This is a genomic window from Lentzea sp. NPDC092896 (genome assembly GCF_044754905.1).
GTDB lineage: Bacteria > Actinomycetota > Actinomycetes > Mycobacteriales > Pseudonocardiaceae > Lentzea.
This window is the reverse complement of sequence record NZ_JBIVPX010000001.1, coordinates 1,637,327-1,653,528: the sequence shown is the minus strand read 5'-3', so window position 1 is coordinate 1,653,528 and position 16,202 is coordinate 1,637,327. Positions and strand designations below refer to the sequence as shown.

General features: G+C 70.1%; 21 protein-coding genes. 8 read left to right on the top strand and 13 right to left on the bottom strand.

Going from position 1 to position 16,202, the window contains the following annotated elements; all coding sequences use genetic code 11:
* The first annotated feature begins 72 nt into the window (after nucleotides 1-72).
* On the top strand, nucleotides 73-1,308 hold the full coding sequence (locus ACIQF0_RS07435) for an FAD-dependent monooxygenase (RefSeq protein ID WP_401025651.1): 1,236 nt from the start codon (nucleotides 73-75) through the stop codon (nucleotides 1,306-1,308).
* A gap of 7 nt (nucleotides 1,309-1,315) precedes the next feature.
* On the opposite strand, the gene ACIQF0_RS07430 is transcribed toward ACIQF0_RS07435, so the two are convergent.
* Together ACIQF0_RS07430 and ACIQF0_RS07425 are read right to left on the bottom strand one after the other, a co-directional pair.
* Nucleotides 1,316-2,173 (bottom strand): ABC transporter permease, encoded by an 858-nt coding sequence (locus ACIQF0_RS07430; protein ID WP_401025648.1) that lies wholly within the window; start codon nucleotides 2,171-2,173, stop codon nucleotides 1,316-1,318.
* Nucleotides 2,173-3,102, bottom strand: coding sequence for an ABC transporter ATP-binding protein (locus ACIQF0_RS07425; protein ID WP_401025645.1), 930 nt, complete (start codon nucleotides 3,100-3,102; stop codon nucleotides 2,173-2,175). The genes ACIQF0_RS07430 and ACIQF0_RS07425 overlap by 1 nt, the downstream gene beginning before the upstream one ends.
* Nucleotides 3,103-3,264: 162 nt before the next feature.
* On the opposite strand from ACIQF0_RS07425, the gene ACIQF0_RS07420 reads away from it, so the two are divergent.
* The 4 genes from ACIQF0_RS07420 (at nucleotide 3,265) to ACIQF0_RS07405 (ending at nucleotide 6,323) form a co-directional block, all read left to right on the top strand.
* On the top strand, nucleotides 3,265-4,425 hold the full coding sequence (locus ACIQF0_RS07420) for a sensor histidine kinase (RefSeq protein WP_401025643.1): 1,161 nt from the start codon (nucleotides 3,265-3,267) through the stop codon (nucleotides 4,423-4,425).
* The gene (locus tag ACIQF0_RS07415) at nucleotides 4,422-5,090 is read left to right on the top strand and encodes a response regulator (RefSeq protein WP_401025640.1); all 669 of its coding nucleotides are present in this window, start codon (nucleotides 4,422-4,424) and stop codon (nucleotides 5,088-5,090) included. Before ACIQF0_RS07420 ends, ACIQF0_RS07415 begins: the two co-directional genes overlap by 4 nt.
* A 77-nt stretch (nucleotides 5,091-5,167) precedes the next feature.
* Complete coding sequence (locus tag ACIQF0_RS07410; protein ID WP_401025638.1) at nucleotides 5,168-5,680, top strand: CGNR zinc finger domain-containing protein; 513 nt, start codon at nucleotides 5,168-5,170, stop codon at nucleotides 5,678-5,680.
* A gap of 37 nt (nucleotides 5,681-5,717) precedes the next feature.
* Nucleotides 5,718-6,323 carry an RBBP9/YdeN family alpha/beta hydrolase gene (locus tag ACIQF0_RS07405; RefSeq protein WP_401025635.1) on the top strand — a complete coding sequence of 202 codons (606 nt, stop codon included), beginning with the start codon at nucleotides 5,718-5,720 and terminating at the stop codon, nucleotides 6,321-6,323.
* A gap of 5 nt (nucleotides 6,324-6,328) precedes the next feature.
* Here ACIQF0_RS07405 and ACIQF0_RS07400 read toward each other — a convergent pair whose 3' ends face one another.
* From ACIQF0_RS07400 to ACIQF0_RS07385, 4 genes are read right to left on the bottom strand one after another with little or no spacing between them, the layout of a single operon-like run.
* Nucleotides 6,329-6,823, bottom strand: a complete 495-nt coding sequence (locus tag ACIQF0_RS07400) for an MOSC domain-containing protein (protein ID WP_401025632.1) — start codon at nucleotides 6,821-6,823, stop codon at nucleotides 6,329-6,331.
* Nucleotides 6,802-7,299 carry a peptide-methionine (S)-S-oxide reductase MsrA gene (gene msrA, locus ACIQF0_RS07395; RefSeq protein WP_360029503.1) on the bottom strand — a complete coding sequence of 166 codons (498 nt, stop codon included), beginning with the start codon at nucleotides 7,297-7,299 and terminating at the stop codon, nucleotides 6,802-6,804. Before msrA ends, ACIQF0_RS07400 begins: the two co-directional genes overlap by 22 nt.
* Nucleotides 7,300-7,321: 22 nt before the next feature.
* On the bottom strand, nucleotides 7,322-8,461 hold the full coding sequence (locus tag ACIQF0_RS07390; RefSeq protein ID WP_360029502.1) for an AI-2E family transporter: 1,140 nt from the start codon (nucleotides 8,459-8,461) through the stop codon (nucleotides 7,322-7,324).
* A 52-nt stretch (nucleotides 8,462-8,513) separates the two neighbouring features.
* The gene (locus ACIQF0_RS07385) at nucleotides 8,514-8,909 is read right to left on the bottom strand and encodes a nuclear transport factor 2 family protein (RefSeq protein ID WP_360029501.1); all 396 of its coding nucleotides are present in this window, start codon (nucleotides 8,907-8,909) and stop codon (nucleotides 8,514-8,516) included.
* A gap of 82 nt (nucleotides 8,910-8,991) precedes the next feature.
* Between ACIQF0_RS07385 and ACIQF0_RS07380 the strand changes: the two genes are divergently transcribed.
* Nucleotides 8,992-9,360 carry a helix-turn-helix domain-containing protein gene (locus ACIQF0_RS07380; protein WP_093606142.1) on the top strand — a complete coding sequence of 123 codons (369 nt, stop codon included), beginning with the start codon at nucleotides 8,992-8,994 and terminating at the stop codon, nucleotides 9,358-9,360.
* On the opposite strand, the gene ACIQF0_RS07375 is transcribed toward ACIQF0_RS07380, so the two are convergent.
* Nucleotides 9,357-10,265 (bottom strand): NAD-dependent epimerase/dehydratase family protein, encoded by a 909-nt coding sequence (locus tag ACIQF0_RS07375; RefSeq protein ID WP_401025626.1) that lies wholly within the window; start codon nucleotides 10,263-10,265, stop codon nucleotides 9,357-9,359. The two genes, ACIQF0_RS07380 and ACIQF0_RS07375, sit on opposite strands and share 4 nt — an antisense overlap.
* Nucleotides 10,266-10,323: 58 nt before the next feature.
* Here ACIQF0_RS07375 and ACIQF0_RS07370 point away from each other — a divergent pair, with 58 nt between their 5' ends.
* Entirely contained in the window at nucleotides 10,324-10,869 is a 546-nt protein-coding gene (locus tag ACIQF0_RS07370) for a TetR/AcrR family transcriptional regulator (protein WP_401025623.1), read from the top strand.
* On the opposite strand, the gene ACIQF0_RS07365 is transcribed toward ACIQF0_RS07370, so the two are convergent.
* Nucleotides 10,835-12,007, bottom strand: a complete 1,173-nt coding sequence (locus ACIQF0_RS07365) for an FAD-dependent oxidoreductase (protein ID WP_401025621.1) — start codon at nucleotides 12,005-12,007, stop codon at nucleotides 10,835-10,837. The two genes, ACIQF0_RS07370 and ACIQF0_RS07365, sit on opposite strands and share 35 nt — an antisense overlap.
* Nucleotides 12,008-12,022: 15 nt before the next feature.
* Entirely contained in the window at nucleotides 12,023-12,787 is a 765-nt protein-coding gene (locus ACIQF0_RS07360) for a DUF4142 domain-containing protein (RefSeq protein WP_401025618.1), read from the bottom strand.
* A 95-nt stretch (nucleotides 12,788-12,882) separates the two neighbouring features.
* Between ACIQF0_RS07360 and ACIQF0_RS07355 the strand changes: the two genes are divergently transcribed.
* A complete protein-coding gene (locus ACIQF0_RS07355) occupies nucleotides 12,883-13,371 on the top strand; it encodes a MarR family winged helix-turn-helix transcriptional regulator (protein ID WP_401025615.1) in 489 nt (162 codons plus the stop codon).
* Here ACIQF0_RS07355 and ACIQF0_RS07350 read toward each other — a convergent pair.
* The 4 genes from ACIQF0_RS07350 to ACIQF0_RS07335 form a co-directional block, all read right to left on the bottom strand.
* Nucleotides 13,318-13,875 (bottom strand): TetR/AcrR family transcriptional regulator, encoded by a 558-nt coding sequence (locus ACIQF0_RS07350; protein WP_401025612.1) that lies wholly within the window; start codon nucleotides 13,873-13,875, stop codon nucleotides 13,318-13,320. The two genes, ACIQF0_RS07355 and ACIQF0_RS07350, sit on opposite strands and share 54 nt — an antisense overlap.
* Nucleotides 13,876-13,884: 9 nt before the next feature.
* Nucleotides 13,885-14,313 carry an SRPBCC domain-containing protein gene (locus ACIQF0_RS07345; RefSeq protein ID WP_360029493.1) on the bottom strand — a complete coding sequence of 143 codons (429 nt, stop codon included), beginning with the start codon at nucleotides 14,311-14,313 and terminating at the stop codon, nucleotides 13,885-13,887.
* 110 nt (nucleotides 14,314-14,423) lie between these two features.
* Nucleotides 14,424-15,491 (bottom strand): CU044_5270 family protein, encoded by a 1,068-nt coding sequence (locus ACIQF0_RS07340; protein WP_401025610.1) that lies wholly within the window; start codon nucleotides 15,489-15,491, stop codon nucleotides 14,424-14,426.
* Complete coding sequence (locus tag ACIQF0_RS07335; protein WP_360029491.1) at nucleotides 15,484-16,074, bottom strand: RNA polymerase sigma factor; 591 nt, start codon at nucleotides 16,072-16,074, stop codon at nucleotides 15,484-15,486. Before ACIQF0_RS07335 ends, ACIQF0_RS07340 begins: the two co-directional genes overlap by 8 nt.
* Between the last annotated feature and the right edge of the window lie 128 nt (nucleotides 16,075-16,202).

Genomic DNA, 16,202 nt, shown 5'->3' with positions numbered 1-16,202 from the left:
ACGTTGACAATCTATCGCTGATAGTTGACGCTGGAAAGGAACCTATCACCGATAGATTTTGGAGAAACGATCATGTCAACGAGATTGCGGGTCCTCGTCGCCGGTGGCGGGGTGGCGGGGCAGGCGCTGGCCTTCTGGCTCACCCGCGGCGGCCACCAGGTGACCGTCGTCGAACGCTTCCCCGCGCTGCGGGCGGCCGGCGCCCAGGTCGACCTCCGAGGCCAGGGCATCGAGGCGGTGCGACGCATGGGACTTCTCGACGCCGTCCGCGCCGAGCTCGTGGACGAGCCCGGGGTCGCCTTCGTCGACGCCGGCGGCAGGACCAAGGGGACGATCATGGCCAACACCTCCGGCCGCGGCCGGCAGACCCTCACGTCCGAGTACGAGATCATGCGCGGGGATCTGGTGCGGATCCTGCACGACGCGACGAAGGACGACGCCGAGCACGTGTTCGGCACGAGCGTGGACGGCTTCGAGCAGGACGAACGCAGGGTCGTCGCGCACTTCTCCGACGGCTCCTCCGGTGAGTACGACCTCCTGGTCGGGGCCGACGGACAGGGCTCGCGCGTCCGGCAGGCCCTGCTGCCGGACGGCGTGGATCCCTACCTGCGCCTGGGAATCCACATGGCCTACTGGTTCGTGCCCCGAATCCCGTCCGACAGCAACATCCGCGACACCTACCTGGCTCCCGGCGGCCGGCAGATCATGCGCCGCAGCCACAACCCGTCCGAGACTCAGGCGTACTTCGTGCTGCGCGAGGAGTCCGAGGAGGCGTCAGCGATCCACCGGGAGCCCGTCGAGAGCCAGCAGGCGTTCTGGGCCACCAGGTTCCGCGACGCCGGTTGGCAGGCCGCGCGGTTCATCGAGGGCATGACAGCCAGCCCGTTCTTCTACTCCCAGGAGATCGTCCAGGTCCGCACGGACACGTGGTCGCGGGGCCGCGTGGTCCTGGCCGGCGACGCCGCGCACTGCGCGTCCCCCTACAGCGGCATGGGCATCTCCGGCGGCCTGGTCGGCGCCCACGTCCTGGCCGGCGAGATCATCCGGCACCCGGACGACCTGCCGACCGCACTGGCGAACTACGACGAGGTGCTGCGGCCGTTCGTCGACGAGATCCAGAGCGCGGTCAACCCGCGTCTGCTGCGCCTGGCGCTGCCCGACAGCCAGCGTGCGATCAGCATGATCCACGCCGTCGCCGCACTGGCCTGTTCCCTGCGCATCCCCGATCTCGTCGCACGTCTGTCCACAGAGGACCGCGGCGGCAGCTGGCAACTCCCCGCGGACCCGGCCCCGATCCACGCCCGGTAGCGCGGCCTCACACGTCCCGGCTGCGCATGGCGAACGCGGCGGCGACGAGAGCGGCGACGACCCAGGCGACGAGGACCGCGACACCGGCTCCCGAGCCGAGTTTGCTGTCCCCCGCGGCGGCGACCGCGGTGAACGCGGACGCGGCGGAGCTGGGCAGGAACCGCAGGATCGTGTCCCAGCTGTCGGGCAGCAGCGCGCCGGCGATGTTGGGCAGGATCATGATGCCGCCGACGACGACGCCGATGCTCCCGGCGACGCTGCGCAGCAGGACGCCCAGGCCGAGGCCGATCAGGGCGATCGCGGTGATGTAGCCGACCATGCCGAGCAACGAGGTCAGGACACCGTCGTCCGTCAGGGAGACGGTGGGGGCGTCGTTCGCGGAGAGGATCGCCATGCCGGCGGCGTAGGAGCCCATGACGGCGACGAGCGCGGTGGGAACCACCACGGCGGCGAGCGCGACGGTCTTGGCGACGACGACCTGCCAGCGGCGTGGCACGGCGGCGACGGTGGCGGTGATCATGCGGGAGCTGTACTCGCGGGCACCGGCGAGGCTGCCGAGGACGCCGATCAGGAGCACCGCGAACGTGGAGCCGGTGAGGACGGTCGAGAGGGCTCCACCACCACCGAACGGGCCGCCGCCGGGGCCGGGACCGTCGCCGGGCCCGGCGATGGAGCCGCTGGACACGGCCGAGGCGATCGCACCGAACCCGATCATGACGACGGCGACGGCGGCCATGCCGATCCAGGTGCCGCGCAGGCTGCGGATCTTGATCCACTCGGCGCGGATCGCCCTGCCGAGGGTCTGCGGGCGGGTGTGCGTCGTGGTCGCCCTGGCGTGCCGGGGCGAGGAGAGCGTGGTGGTCATCAGGCGGCCTTCTCGTGCGTGGGGACGGCGGAGGTGTACTCGACGCTGTCGCGGGTGAGTTCGAGGTAGGCGGACTCGAGCGACGCGGTGACGGGGGTCAGTTCGTGGATGCGCAGCCGGTGCTCCATGGCGATGTCGCCGATCGCGGCGGAGGTCATGCCGCGGATCTCGAACCGGCCGGCCTCCCTGGTCGTCAGCGTGATGCCGTTGCCGGTGAGCAGCGTCGCCAGCGCGGTCGCGTCGGGCGAGACCACGACGACCGCGTTGCTTCCGGGGGACTCCTCGATGAAGTCCGCGATCGAGGAGTCGGCCAGGATGCGTCCCTGGCCGATGACCAGCAGGTGGTCGGCGACCAGTTGCATCTCGCTCATCAGGTGCGAGGAGAGCAGCACCGTGCGGCCCTCGTCGGCCAGTTCGGTGAGCAGTTCCCGGATCCACTGGATGCCGTCGAGGTCCAGGCCGTTGACCGGTTCGTCGAGGAGCAGCACGGACGGGTCGGCGAGCAGCGCGGCGGCGATGCCGAGGCGCTGGCCCATCCCGAGCGAGAACGACCTGGCCGACTTGTGCGCCACCTCGGTCAGCCCGACCTGGGCGAGCACCTCGTCGACCCGGCGCGCGCCGATGCCGACGGTGGCACCGAGCGCGAGGAGGTGGTTGCGGGCGCTGCGGCCGCCGTCGACCGCCTTGGCGTCGAGCAGTGCGCCGACCTCGGCGATCGGTGCGCGGGAGGCGGCGTAGGGGTGTCCGTTGACCAGCGCCGAGCCGGACGTCGGCCGGTCCAGGCCGACGATCATGCGCATGGTCGTGGACTTGCCGGCACCGTTGGGGCCGAGGAAGCCCGTGACGACTCCGGGCCGGATGGTGGCGTCGATACCGTCCACCGCGACTTTGTCGCCGTAGGTCTTGGTGAGTTGCCGCAGTTCGATCATGTCTCAACGATGCGCCGGACGAGGGCTTCCGCGCGTCCTCCGGCCGTGGACACATAGGACAGTCACGCGTACTGCGTTCGTGGTACGTCAACCGGAACGCGGTACCGCGGCCGGGAGATGCCTCGAATCACCACGACGTCTACGTTGATCAGCATGGATCGGATGTCGGTCAGGCGGTGGGTCGCTCGCCACCCGCTGCTCCGCGACGTCGCACTGGCCTGTTTCGTGGTGGCGGGCGGCACCGCCGGACAGCTGAGCGGGATGCACGGCCGGACCGACGGGATCATCTCCACCCCGGACGTGCTGGCGCTGGCCATCGCGTTCGTCGCCCTGGCCACCCGTCGCCGGCGGCCGGCCCTCAACCTGGTCGCCACCGCCGTCGCCGCCGCGGTGCTGGTCGCGACGACCGGGATGCAGCCCGTGCTGGTCGTGACCCTGGGAATCCTCACGTACACCACGACCTCGACCACCGACCGCCGTTCCGGGGCGATGCTGGCCGCTCCGGTCGCCATCGGCCTCTACTTCGTCGACGCGTTCGCCGACACCGGAACCGCGTGGTCACCCCCGAGTCTCGGGCTGGTCGCCTGGATCGGCATGACCGCGGCCGCGGGAGACGCCGTCCGCAGCCGGCGCGCCTACATCGCCGAGGTCGAGGAACGGGCGCGCAGCGCGGAACGCACTCGCGAAGAGGAAGCCGCTCGCCGGGTCGTCCAGGAGCGGCTGCGCATCGCGCGGGACCTGCACGACGTGGTCGCCCACCACATCGCGGTCATCAACGTGCAGGCCGGGGCCGCCAGTCACGTCCTCACCCGGCACCCGGACCAGGCCCACCGGGCTCTCACGCACATCCGTGAGGCGTGCGGCACCGTGCTGAGCGAGCTGGCCTCCATCGTCGGCGTGCTGCGGGAGAACGACGACCAGGAAAGGGAACCAGGCCGCGGACTCGCGAGGCTCACCGAGGTGGTCGACTCGCTCGCCGCCGCCGGTCTCACGGTGGAACGCAAGCAGATCGGCGAGTCGAGGGAGCTTCCCGCCGTCGTGGACCTCGCGGCCTACCGAATCCTGCAGGAAGCACTCACCAACGCCCACAAGTACGGCACCGGAACGGCCCGTCTCACGGTCGCCTACACCCCCGACGCCCTCACCCTCGACGTCGTGAACCCCATCGCCGAGGACCGCGCGCCGGTCACCTCGGGCTACGGCATCATCGGGATGACCGAACGCGCCGCCACCGCGGGTGGCAGCCTCGACACCTCCATGCGGGACGGGCGGTTCTCCGTCCACGCCGAACTCCCCGCCCCAGCGCTGAAGGCCACCACATGACCATCCGGGTACTGCTCGTGGACGACCAGGCCCTCATCCGCGCCGGATACCGGATGATCCTCGACGCCGAGCCCGACATCGAGATCGTCGGCGAGGCGGCCAACGGGCGGGACGCCGTGCACCTCGCCCGCTCCACGCGCGCCGACGTGGTGCTCATGGACATCCGCATGCCCGAGGTCGACGGCATCGAGGCCACCCGCCGCATCGCCGCCGACGACGACCTGGCCGGCGTCCGCGTCCTAGTGCTGACCACCTTCGAGAACGACAAGAACGTCCTGCACGCGGTCCGCGCCGGCGCCAGCGGCTTCCTCGGCAAGAACGTCGGCCCCGACGAGCTGATCCACGCCGTCCGCGTCGTCGCCGCCGGAGACGCCCTGCTGTCCCCGAAAGCCACCAGGGGCCTCGTCCAGCACGTCCTCGACCAGCCGGAACCCGTGCCGCTGGCAGCACTCGACACCCTCACCGACCGCGAGCGCCAGATCGTCGTCCTCGTCGCACACGGACTGTCCAACGAGGACATCGCCGAGCGCCTGGTCCTGTCCCCGCTGACGGCCAAGACCCACGTCAACCGGGCCATGACCAAACTGGGAGCACGCGACCGGGCCCAGCTCGTCGTCATCGCCTACCACAACGGCCTGGTCCGCCCCGGCGATCCGGCCCCCTGACGACCGCCAACCACTACGGACTTGTTTAGCGGTTAGCGCGCAGGTACGGTGACGGCCAACCCGACGACGGAGATGGCTTGACCCAGGACGAGGATCTGCTGCTGGCCGTGCTGAACAGCGCGCCGGTCGTCGACGGCACGCGGACCGAGCAACTCGTGGGCGAGACCGGGAAAGCACTGGCCGCGCGGTACGACGGCACCCCGGCCGAACTCGAACACCTGCGGCAGGTGCGCGACACCCTGCAGGACCTCGTCCGCGGCCAGGCCGACGCGACGAGCCGCCTCACCGCACTGCTCGCCGGCACCGCCCTCGTCCCCGAGGCCACACCGGCCGGCCTCGACTGGGAACTCGTCACGCCGCCGGAACGACGCCTGGCGGCCCGGGTCGCCTTGGCGTGGTCACGGGTGGAAGAGGCGATGCCCGGCCGTCTTCGCGCCTGCGCCAACACGCGGTGCAACCTCTTCCTGGTCGATCACAGCCGCCCCGGCACCGCGAAGTGGTGCTCGATGGCCGTGTGCGGCAACAGGATGAAGACGCGGGCGCACGCCAGCCGCAAGCGGAATTCCCGTGCCGCACAGCAACAGCACTGATCAGTCCTCAATGGACCGCGCCCAGAAAGAGACGTGGATGACCGACCGCTCCCCCGCTCGACGCTTCCTGCTCCTGCACGGCCTGGACAACTACCGCCCGCAGGGGCACTGGATGTGGTGGCTGACCGAGTCGCTCCGCCGTCGCGGCGAGCAGGTGCTCTACCCCCAGTTCCCCGCCCCCGGTCAGCCGTCCCTGGAGACCTGGACCGCACTGCTGCACAGCGAACTCGCGCAGCTCGGCGATCAGGAACGGGTCGTGGTGGCCCATTCGCTCGGCACCGCCCTGTGGTTGCGTGCGGCGCAAACCCTGCCGGACGACCTGCGCGTGCACCGGGTCCTGCTGGTCTCTCCCCTGGGCGCACAGGCGTTCTGCGCGGAGAACCGCAACGAGGAGTTCGCGGTGACGGACGTCGATCCCGAACGAGTCGCGGCCGCGTCGGGCAAGCCGCGCGCGGTCATCTCGACGACCGACCCGTACACGCCCGCCGACCCGTCCGCGTGGGCGGACGAACTCGGCATCCCGGTCGACTTCCTGCCCGATGCCGGACACATCACGCCCGGGGACGGCTACGGCCCGTGGCCCGGCGTCCTCGACTGGTGCCTTGAGGACAGCGTGCCCGTGCGACCTGTTTCACCGTCGTAACGCGGTCACCCGAACGCGACTTCCGCGGTCCCGACGCGCAGCACGCCGTCGTCCAGCGGCACGCAGCGGATCCCGCCCTTCCCCCGCAACGCCCGGAACGCGCCCGGAGCGATGACCTGATCCATCCAGGCGCAGGGGTGAGCGGGCCGGCCGACCTCGAACCGCACCGGCCCGTCCCCGCTGTCCAGGCTGAACACCGCGCCACGTGGCAGCGAGTCCACGTCGAACCCGCGCACGACGACGTTCCGCCGTGCCACCAGCGGGTCCACCGGCCACGGGTCGAGCGACTCGGCCGCGATGAACGTGACCGCGGCGTTCCGGTGCGCCGGGTGGTTGAAGTACCGGTCACCGACGATGCCCATCCCCGCCCGCACGTCCACGCGAGAGCGCGAAACAGGCCCGGGATCGGAACGAGGGCCGTCCGTCGGACGGCCCTCGAAAGCGTGCACGGGTGAGACGTGCAGCGCGACGATCTCGATCAACGCTCGCCGAGCTGCCACTCCGGCCGCACGTAGTGGCACGTGTAGCCGTTCGGGTAGCGCTCCAGGTAGTCCTGGTGCTCCGGCTCGGCCAGCCAGAAGTCCGACTCCTGGGTGACCTCGGTGACGACCTTGCCCGGCCACTTGCCGGAGGCGTCGACCGCGGCGATCGTCTCCTCCGCGACCTGCTTCTGCGCGTCGTCGGTGTAGAAGATCGCCGATCGGTAACCGGCGCCGATGTCGTTGCCCTGGCGGTTGCGGGTCGACGGGTCGTGGATCTGGAAGAAGAACTCCAGGATCTGCCGGTAGCTCAGCAGCGAGGGGTCGAACGTGATCTCGATGGCCTCGGCGTGGTTGCCGTGGCGGCGGTACGTGGCGTTCGGCGTGCTGGGGTCGCCGGTGTAACCGACGCGCGTGGAGACGACGCCGGGGTGGCGGCGGAACAGGTCCTGCATGCCCCAGAAACAGCCGCCCGCGAGAACAGCCTTCTCCGTCACTGTGTCACTCCTCTTCTCGGGTTCACTCAGGAGAACGTTCGGTCTCGCCTGGTTCATCCCCGTCAGGTTGTGACGTAACCATTACGGACCTCGCCTCGATGACTTCGCCCAGGTAGCGCATCACAACGGCCACGGCGGCGGCAACCGGGACGGAGAAGAACGCGCCCGCGATGCCGTACAACGACGTGCCCGCGGTGACGACGAGCAGCACGACCGCCGCGTGCAGGCGCAGGCTGCGCGACTGCAGGATCGGCTGCAGCACGTTGCCCTCGACCTGCTGCACCACGATGACGATGATCAGCATGATGACGGCCGTGGTCAGGCCGTTGCTCACCAGGGCGACCAGCACGGCCAGCGCCCCCGCGATGAACGCGCCGATGATCGGGATGAAGCCGCCGAGGAAGGTCAGCGCGGCCAGCGGGATCGCCAGCGGCACGCCGAGGATCAGCAGGCCCGCGCCGATGAACACCGCGTCGATCAGCGACACGATCGCCTGGCTGCGGATGAAGCTGCCGAGCGTCACCCAGACCCGCTCCAGCACCGTCGTCACGTGGCCGCCGGCGCGCTCGCCGATCAGCCCGCGCACCCACGGCGTGAACCGCGAGCCGTCCTTGACGAAGAAGAACGCCAGCAGCAGCGCCACCAGCCCGGTCACGACACCGGAGGTCACCGCGCCCGCGCCGGTCAGCAGCCCGCCGGCGATCGACCCGATGCTGGCCTTGATCTGGTCGACGCCCTGCGAGATGAGCCGGTCGAGGTCGCTGCCCTTCAGGTTGAACGGCGGCCCTGACGCCCAGTCCTGCAGCTGCGTGACGGCCTTCTGCGCGCTCTGTGCGATCTCCGGCACACCGGACGCGATCGAGGCCGAGATCGCCGCGATCACACCGCCCAGCACACCCAGTCCGACGACCAGCACGATCGTCGCCGCCAGCGTCGAGTTGAGGCCCTTCGACATCATCCACTTCGCCGGCGGCCACAGCACCGTCGTGATCAGCAGTCCGAGCAGCACGGGCATGACGACCACCCAGAGCGTCCCGATCAGCCAGAACACCATCCAGAAGCCGAGCGCGGCCAGCGCCGTCCGCAGACTCCACCGCGCGAGCCAGCTCACGCCGTGCCCGATGGCCTCACCCTTGTCCGCCCACCTGCGATCCCGTTCCACGCCGCACAGTCTGTCGTGATCTAGCCCGTTCGGGTGGCGAGACGCGCCGAATTCACCTCTGACCCCAGAAGGTGTCCTCCTCCGCCGGGTCGGCCGTGAACAGCCACACCTCGACGACCTTGCCCCCGGCCACGCGCATCAGGTCGACGCCGACGCCGTCCATCTCCGCGCCGGACCGCTTGGCCGTCCAGTGCACCGAGGCGGCCACGGTGTCGCCGTTCACCATCAGCGGGGCGTTGCGCTTCAACGAGAACGTGCCCTCGGACACGGACATCATGCCGCCGATCATGGCCCCGACGGCGTCGCTGCCGCGGTGCAGGCCCGAGAACCGGTTGTCGCCCGGCTGGTGCCACACGACGTCATCGGCGAACTGGGCGGCGACGGTGGCGAAGTCACCGGACTCGAGGGCCTCGAAGTAGGTGGTGACGACGGCGAGCGGGGTGGTCATGGTTCTCCCTTTCGTTGCGGTTGACCTATGCTCACCAAAAGTAACCAATTACCTCAACGTAACTAATGGACGGATGTGCGCCGTGTCACAGACCATGCCGGACTGGAGCGTGCTGGCGGCCACCTGCCCGTCGCGCACGAGCCTGGCGCGCATCGCGAACAAGTGGACGGCGATGGCGGTGTCGGTGCTGGGCAACGGGCGCACGCGGTTCGGCGACCTGAAGACGCAGCTCGACGGCATCAGCGGCAAGGTGCTGACCGAGACCCTGCGCGATCTCGAGCGGGACGGGCTCGTCACGCGGCACGTGCACGCCGAGGTGCCGCCGCGCGTCGAGTACGAGCTGACGGAGCTCGGATTTACTCTGCACGCGCCGTTGCTCGCGTTGTGCCAGTGGGCGGAGGAGCACATCGCCGAGGTGCTCACGAACCGCGAGGCCTACGACGCCCGTTAGCGCAGCGACGCCGCGCACTCCACGACGGTGTCACGGGCCGGGCGAGGTGCCCAGCCCAGCATCGACGACGCCTTGGCGTGCGAGTAGGAGTAGCCGCGGCCGAGCATCGGCACGAGCGGCCGCATGTCCTTGGCCACCAACGAGGCCGCGCGCACCACGAAGTTCGGGAGTTCACGGGACGGCGCGTCCAGTGAACGCGCCACGTCGGCCATCCACATGAACTCGCTGACCGCGATGAACCTCTCCCCCGCCGCGTCCGGCGCCGTCATGGCCCTGATGTGCAGGTCGGCCACGTCGCGGACGTCGACGATGTTGAGACCGACGCGCGGCACGCCGGGCATGCCGCCCATGATGCGTTCGATCACCCGCACCGAGCCCCAGTTGTCACGCGACCGGACCGGGCCGAAGACCGCGCCGGGCAGCACCGTGACGAGCGAGGTGTCCTTGTCGCGCATGAACTCCCACGCCGCCTGCTCGGCCAGCAGCTTGGAGCGCCGGTACTCGTCGATCCCCACGCCGGACGGGTCCGTCCACACCGTCTCGTCGAACGACCCGGTCGAGCCCCGCGGAGGCGTCGCCGCCGCGCAGGACGACGTCATCACGACCCGTTCCACGCCTGCTTCCACCGCGAACCGCAGCACCCGCAGCGTTCCGTCGCGCGCGGGGCCGACCAGGTCGGCGCTGCCGGACATGGGCGACGCGACGTGCAGCACGTACTGGACGCCCTTCATCGCCTCGGCCCAGCCCTCGTCCGACGTCAGGTCTGCCTTCACCACCTCGTAGCGACCAGGAACGACGGGCTTGCGGCCGCGGGTCGTCGTCCGCACGTCGTAGCCGCGCTCCAGCAGCGCTTCGATGGTCCAGCCGGCCACGAACCCCGTGCCACCGGTCACCAGGACAGTCACGACTTACCTCCCGTTTCATTAGCCTATCGGCTAACGAAACTGACTGTACCATCGCCGCATGACTCGTGCCGCGCAAGCCGAACGCACCCGTGCGACGATCCTCGTCACCGCGCGGAAGCTGTTCGCCGCGCACGGGTACGACGCGACGTCGTTGCAGACGATCGCGGACGAGATGGACGTGACGAAGGCGAACGTCTACTACTACTTCCGCACGAAGTCGGCGATCCTGGAAGCGTTGCTGGACAACAGCATCGCGTTCTTCGAGACGATGCTGGACGAGACCGCGAAGATCAGGGGACGGCGGGCCCGTGCCGAGCACATGGTCGCGGGGTTCGTGGACCAGGTCGTCGCGAACAGGGCGTTGTCGCCGCTCGGCCAGACCGATCCGAGCGTGCGGCGCAACGAGAGGATCAACGCCGAGCTGGCGCGGCTGGCCGAGAAGGCCATGCAGTTGCTGTTCGGCGACGAGCCGACCGACGACCAGCGGGCGGCGTGGTTCCTCACGAGCGACGTCGGCCCGGTGATCGCGGCGTTGCCCCACCTGACCGACGACGAGCTGCGCGAGGTGCTCAGGCGGCTGTGCCTGCGGGTGCTGCGGGTGTGAGCACCCCGTCGACGTCCGGCATGACCGAACCGCGGATCAGGTTCCGCACGACGGGCAGGCCGGACAGCCGGAACGCCAGGTCGCGCAACGAGATCCGCCACGCCGACGAGGGCGCCATCCAGCCGATGAACCGCCGCCCGAACTCCTGAGCGTGCTCCACCGCGGGTTTCATCCGCGCCTGGTAGCGGTCGAACGCGCCGTCGAGGCCCGCGGCGAGTTCCTCCGCCAGCACGCAGGCTCCGGTCATCGCGAGCGACGCCCCGTGGCCGGCGAACAGCGAGACCGCACCGCACGCGTCCCCGACGAGCACGACCTTGCCGCGATGCCAGACCTGCATGTCCACTTGGGACACCTCGTCGTGGTACACGTCCTCCGGCACAACGGAGAGCAATGAGGGCGCGACCCAGCCGAGGTCACCGAACCGCGACCGCAAATCCGCCGCCGGATCAGCGGGCAGTTCCGGCGACGCGGACCGGTAGAGCATCAACGCGGCCGTCGAACCGTCCCGCACGGCGTAGCAACCGATCATCCGGTGCGGCACGGTCAGCATCTGGTAGCGGTAACCGATCCGGGCGCTCAACTCGGGATCCTGGACCGAGAACGCCGCCACGTGATGCCCCAGGTACCGCACGAACGACGGTCCGAACACCAGCTCCCGCACTCGCGAATGCACCCCATCCGCACCCACGACCAGGTCGAACTCGTCAGCAGAGCCGTCCGAGAACGTCACCAGCCCGTCATCGATGGCGGAAACCGTGGTGCCGTAACGAATCGAAGCTCGCACGTCGTCCCGGATCACCGAAGCCAGATCACCGCGCAACAGGCTGATCACCCCGTCCGCGACCGCCTCGTAAGCGGCCGTGGAGATCTCACTCCGCCGCCGACCGGCCGAGTCCACGCTGGTCACCGACGAGATCGGCGCCCGCCGCCGTTCCAACGCCGGCAGCAGGCCCATCCGCCGCGCCACCTCGTGACCCGGTCCGAAGAAATCGATCATGTAGCCGCCCGCGCGGAACGACGGCGCCTTCTCCACCACCAGGACGTCCCACCCCGCGCGTTCCAGCCACCACGCGGACGCGAGCCCGGCGATCCCCGCTCCGACGATGAGCGCTCGCTGTTGGGCATTCGACTTGGGCATATGCCCAATCTAGCACTACGGGTGCATCCGGCGGCTGCTCCGCCCGCTCGTCCAGAACCACAGACCGGCCACGACCAGCGCCAGCACGCCCAGCCCGATGAGGCCGTCAGGGACACCGTCGCCCTGTTGTTGCTGCTGGGAGTACTGGGAGTTCTGCTGCGGCACACCCACGGGAGCAGAAGGCGCGACCGAGGAGGGCTGCGCGACCAGCGCCAGCGGGATCGCCTCGGTGTCGTTGAAGTCGACCATCCCGGTGGCTTCGAGCACCGTCATGTGGTCGAGCACGGTGTCCATGCAGACCTTGGCGTAGTCACGGATCGCCGTGTTGCGCGTGCCGGTGCGCACCGTGGCCAGGAACTTGTAGACCACGCCGTGCGCCGCCCGCAGCCGGTTCGCGAACACGCGGTCGAACTCAGGACTGCGCGCGGGAGCGGCCGTCATCTCGTTCAGCCAGCCCTGCTGCGACTCGTTGGGCTGCGTGGGCAGCTGGACGTTCAGCGTGCGGGCGAGCTCGACGGTGCGCCGATCCAGGTCGGCGTGCCCCTCGATCAGGTGCCGGCCGGCCTCCTGCACCTTCGGGTTGGCCGACTTGTCGAGCCCCATCCGCCCGGCGGGCCCCTCCCACAACCCCGCGAGCGCCACCTTCTGCAGCAGGTCGCGCCCGGCCGGTCCCATCGGCCCGAACTGGGTCTGGACGTAGCCGGGTCCCAGATCCTGCTGCGCGAACGCGGGCTGCGCGCCGAGCAGCAACGTCAGCAAAGCGACGAGGAGTATCCGCATGCCGAGAGGTACGGACAGACAACGACCCATCGACCGTTGCACAGTGCAATGTTTATCGTTTCGTTACCTTCGGCGAGCCCTGTAGAACTAGTCGGGTGAGCGATGCCGATGACCTGACCGACGCGGTCCTCACCGCGTCCCGCCTGCTCGTGGCCGTGTCGGCGCGGTCACTCGCGGCTGTCGAGGAGACGCTCACGCTGCCACAGCTCAGGATGGTCGTCCTGCTCGACAGCCGCGGCCCGATGAGCCTCACCGCGCTCGCCGACCTGCTGGAGGTCAACCCGTCCACGGCCAAGCGCATGATCGACCGCCTGATCACGTCCGGCATGGTCGACCGAGCGCCGAACCCCGCGACGAAACGCGAGGTCGTGGTCGTGGCCAGCGAGGAGGGCAGCCGGGTCGTGACCGAGGTGATGGCCCGCAGGCGTGCCGAGATCAGCACGATCGTCGCGCGCATGCCGGAGCACCTGCGGCACGGCCTGGTCGAGGCGCTGACCGCGTTCGCGCAGGCCGGTGGCGAGCCCCGCTGGTCAGCCCGCGACGAGGCGCCGGAACGGACCCGCGACCACGCGGAAGTCGACTGACGAGTCCAACGCGCGGTGCAGCACCAGCCCGTCGATGGCCGCGCCGAGCAACAACGCCACCGCGTCGGCGTCCTGCACACCCGACTCCCGCAGCCAGTCGGCGACGCGCACCCGGAACTCCACGACCAGCGCCGACAGCCCGGCCCGCAGGTCGGGCAACCGGCGCGCGGCCAGGAACGCCTCGGCCAGCAGCAACGACTCGGGATCCGTGCCGGTGAAGCGCGACAGGTCCGCCAGGATCTGTTCGACCCCCTCGGCCGGCGACACCGACCGCAACGCCTCCGCCGACTCGGCCAGCGCCTTCGCGGCGAACCGCAGCGCGGCCGTCGACAGCAGCTCCTGCACCGACGAGAAGTGGTAGTGCACGAGCGCGGCGTTGACGCCCGCCCGTTCCGCGACCAGCCGCGTGGTCACCGCACCCCAGCCGACCTCGCCCACCAGTCCGGCGGCGGCGTCGATCAGTTGTTCACGGGTGCGGCGGCCGCGGTCGGCTGATTTGGGCACGCGCTCAACTTAGCTTTCGGCCTTCTTCGCGAACGCGTCGAGCACCTCGGGCCAGCCGCCCGTGTTGTCCCGCAGAGCCTTCGCGCGCAGCTCCTCCGAGCCCGCGAGCTGGGAGAACCCGCTCTCCACGACCTTGAGCCGAGTCGCCGCGCCCTCGGGCGTGAGGGTGAACTCGACCAGCGTCGTGTTGTCCGCGGCCAGCTCCTGGCCCTGGAACGCGCTGGCCCAGCGGTAGGACACGTAGGTCTGCGGCGTCACGGTCACGACGCGCACCGGGAAGTCGCCGTACTGCTCGTTCTTGCAGAGGGTCGTCTCCCCCTCGACCGCGGCACCGGACGGCTGCGAGGCCACCCAGAACCCCGGTTCGGTCACCAGCTGCCAGACCCGCGCCAGCGGTGCCTCGATCACGGTCTCGCGTTCGATCCGGTCCACGCTCACGACAACTCCCGATGTCCGCCAATAAGTGCAACCCCAGAGTTGCACATCCCCCCGAGGATGCGCAACCCCAGGGTTGCATGTCTCTCCCGCGCCCCGAACGGCGGGAGAAGCTACCTGGCGCCCAGCGAGTCCACGATCTTCGTGGTCACGGCGGAGGAACTGCGGACGGTGCCCTTCTCCAGGCCGCCCTTCTCCTCGGGCTGGTCCTCGGCGACGGTCTCGCGGCGGCCGATGTAGTCGCCGTTCGACGGGTCGATGAGGATCTCGGTGAAGTCGTCGAAGTACTTCATCCCGAGCGCGACGCCCTCCTTGCCGTCGAGGTTCGCCTTGTTGTCGGTCACGACCAGGCCGGGCAGCAGGGCCAGTGCGCGGAAGAGGGTCGCGCGCACCTCGGCCGGGTACTGGCCCGAGTTCAGCGCCTCGCCGGCCGCCATGAACGCACCCGGATCGCCGGCGTGACCTTCTTCCCTGAGCTTGGCCAGCAGCTCCGCCGGGTCGTTCGGCAGCGCCGCGATGAACTCCGGCGTGGGGTTGTAGAACGTGCCGTTGGTGCACCGGTCCGGCTGGTCCGCGGCGTAGTAGGAGTACTTGCCGCACTTGCCGGTGAACTCGGAGCCGTCCTTGAACGGACCCGGATCCGGCCTGCCGTCGCCCTCGTGGTCCTCCAGCCACTCGACCTTGCTGATCGAGAACCTGATCTTCCACTCGTCCCGGCGATCGGCGGGGATCCACTCCTCGCTGCCGGAGTCGGTGGTCCACGCCTTGGTGGAGCCGTACTCGACGGTGATGCCCTCGTAGCGGCTGCGCACGTAGCGGAACTGACCGGGGGCGAGCGGGCGTTCGACGACGCGGGAGGCGAGGTCCGCGGCCTTGATCAGCTCCTCGGAGGCGCTCACGGAGTTGCTGCCGACGCCGGTGAGGTCGACGGTCGACGCGGCCAGGCCACCACCGGTCAGCACCACCACGGCGGCCGCGGCGGCGAGCCAGCGAACCCGCTTGCGCGGCCGGTGCTCGGCACCGGCGGCGATCGGCTCAGCGACTTCCGCGCGTGACTTCAGAGCGGCGGCCAGGGCGTTCTTGCCGGCGGCCACGTCGAACTGGACGGGCTCGTCGCCGGCCCGCGACAGGGCGGCGTCGAGCAGTCGGTCGAGGGTCTCGGGCTGGGTGGGCTCAGACATGGCTGTCCTCGGTGAAGTCGTGATCGGTCGCGGCGAGGCGAGTGCGCAGCCGTGCGCGGCCACGGTGCAGACGAGTGCGCACGGTGGCCACCGGGACATCGAGTGCCACGGCGATCTCGGTGGGCGTGAAGTCCGCCCACGCGTGCAGCAGCAGCACCTCGCGTTCCTCGACGCGCAGTTCGGCGAGCCAGGCGGTGAGCGGGCCGGCGAGCACGTCGGCGTCCGCCGCGGCGCTCACCCGGTCGCCGATGTCGGCCTCGTCGGTGCGGGCCGCGTACTCCTTGCTCCACGCCCGCAGCTTGCGTTCCTCGGCACGGACGTGGCCGCGCAGCAGGTTCGTCGCCACGCCGTAGAGCCAGGCACGGATCGCGTCGGCCTCGTAGGTCTGCCCGGCGCGCTGGTCCCACAGCACCAGGAACGCCTCCGACACCACGTCCTGCGCGGTGTCGGCACCGACCCGCCTGGCCACGTAGCGGTGCAACCGCTCGGCCGTCGATTCGTACAGCTCCAGCAGCGCGGCCTCGTCCAGCACGGCTGGCGCCACTTCTGGTGTCAGCGCCACGGGCGCCACCTGGGTTCGCACAGACCTCCCTGGTCGCAGGCCCCAGGAGCGTTCCCGACGTGTGCTCACCGCCACATCGTGGAGGAGCAGGGCACATCTCGCCTGGGCACGTGAGCCACCCGATCGTGTCCGCGACCCCCTAACTAGTA

Coding starts and splice junctions, on each gene's coding strand:
- ACIQF0_RS07370 (WP_401025623.1), top strand. CDS start 10,324: ATGACTCGTGCCGCGCAAGCCGAACGCACCCGTGCGACGATCCTCGTC.
- ACIQF0_RS07360 (WP_401025618.1), bottom strand. CDS start 12,787: ATGCGGATACTCCTCGTCGCTTTGCTGACGTTGCTGCTCGGCGCGCAG.
- ACIQF0_RS07405 (WP_401025635.1), top strand. CDS start 5,718: ATGACCGACCGCTCCCCCGCTCGACGCTTCCTGCTCCTGCACGGCCTG.
- ACIQF0_RS07340 (WP_401025610.1), bottom strand. CDS start 15,491: ATGTCTGAGCCCACCCAGCCCGAGACCCTCGACCGACTGCTCGACGCC.
- ACIQF0_RS07425 (WP_401025645.1), bottom strand. CDS start 3,102: ATGATCGAACTGCGGCAACTCACCAAGACCTACGGCGACAAAGTCGCG.
- ACIQF0_RS07385 (WP_360029501.1), bottom strand. CDS start 8,909: ATGACCACCCCGCTCGCCGTCGTCACCACCTACTTCGAGGCCCTCGAG.
- ACIQF0_RS07415 (WP_401025640.1), top strand. CDS start 4,422: ATGACCATCCGGGTACTGCTCGTGGACGACCAGGCCCTCATCCGCGCC.
- ACIQF0_RS07365 (WP_401025621.1), bottom strand. CDS start 12,007: ATGCCCAAGTCGAATGCCCAACAGCGAGCGCTCATCGTCGGAGCGGGG.
- ACIQF0_RS07430 (WP_401025648.1), bottom strand. CDS start 2,173: ATGACCACCACGCTCTCCTCGCCCCGGCACGCCAGGGCGACCACGACG.
- ACIQF0_RS07420 (WP_401025643.1), top strand. CDS start 3,265: ATGTCGGTCAGGCGGTGGGTCGCTCGCCACCCGCTGCTCCGCGACGTC.
- ACIQF0_RS07435 (WP_401025651.1), top strand. CDS start 73: ATGTCAACGAGATTGCGGGTCCTCGTCGCCGGTGGCGGGGTGGCGGGG.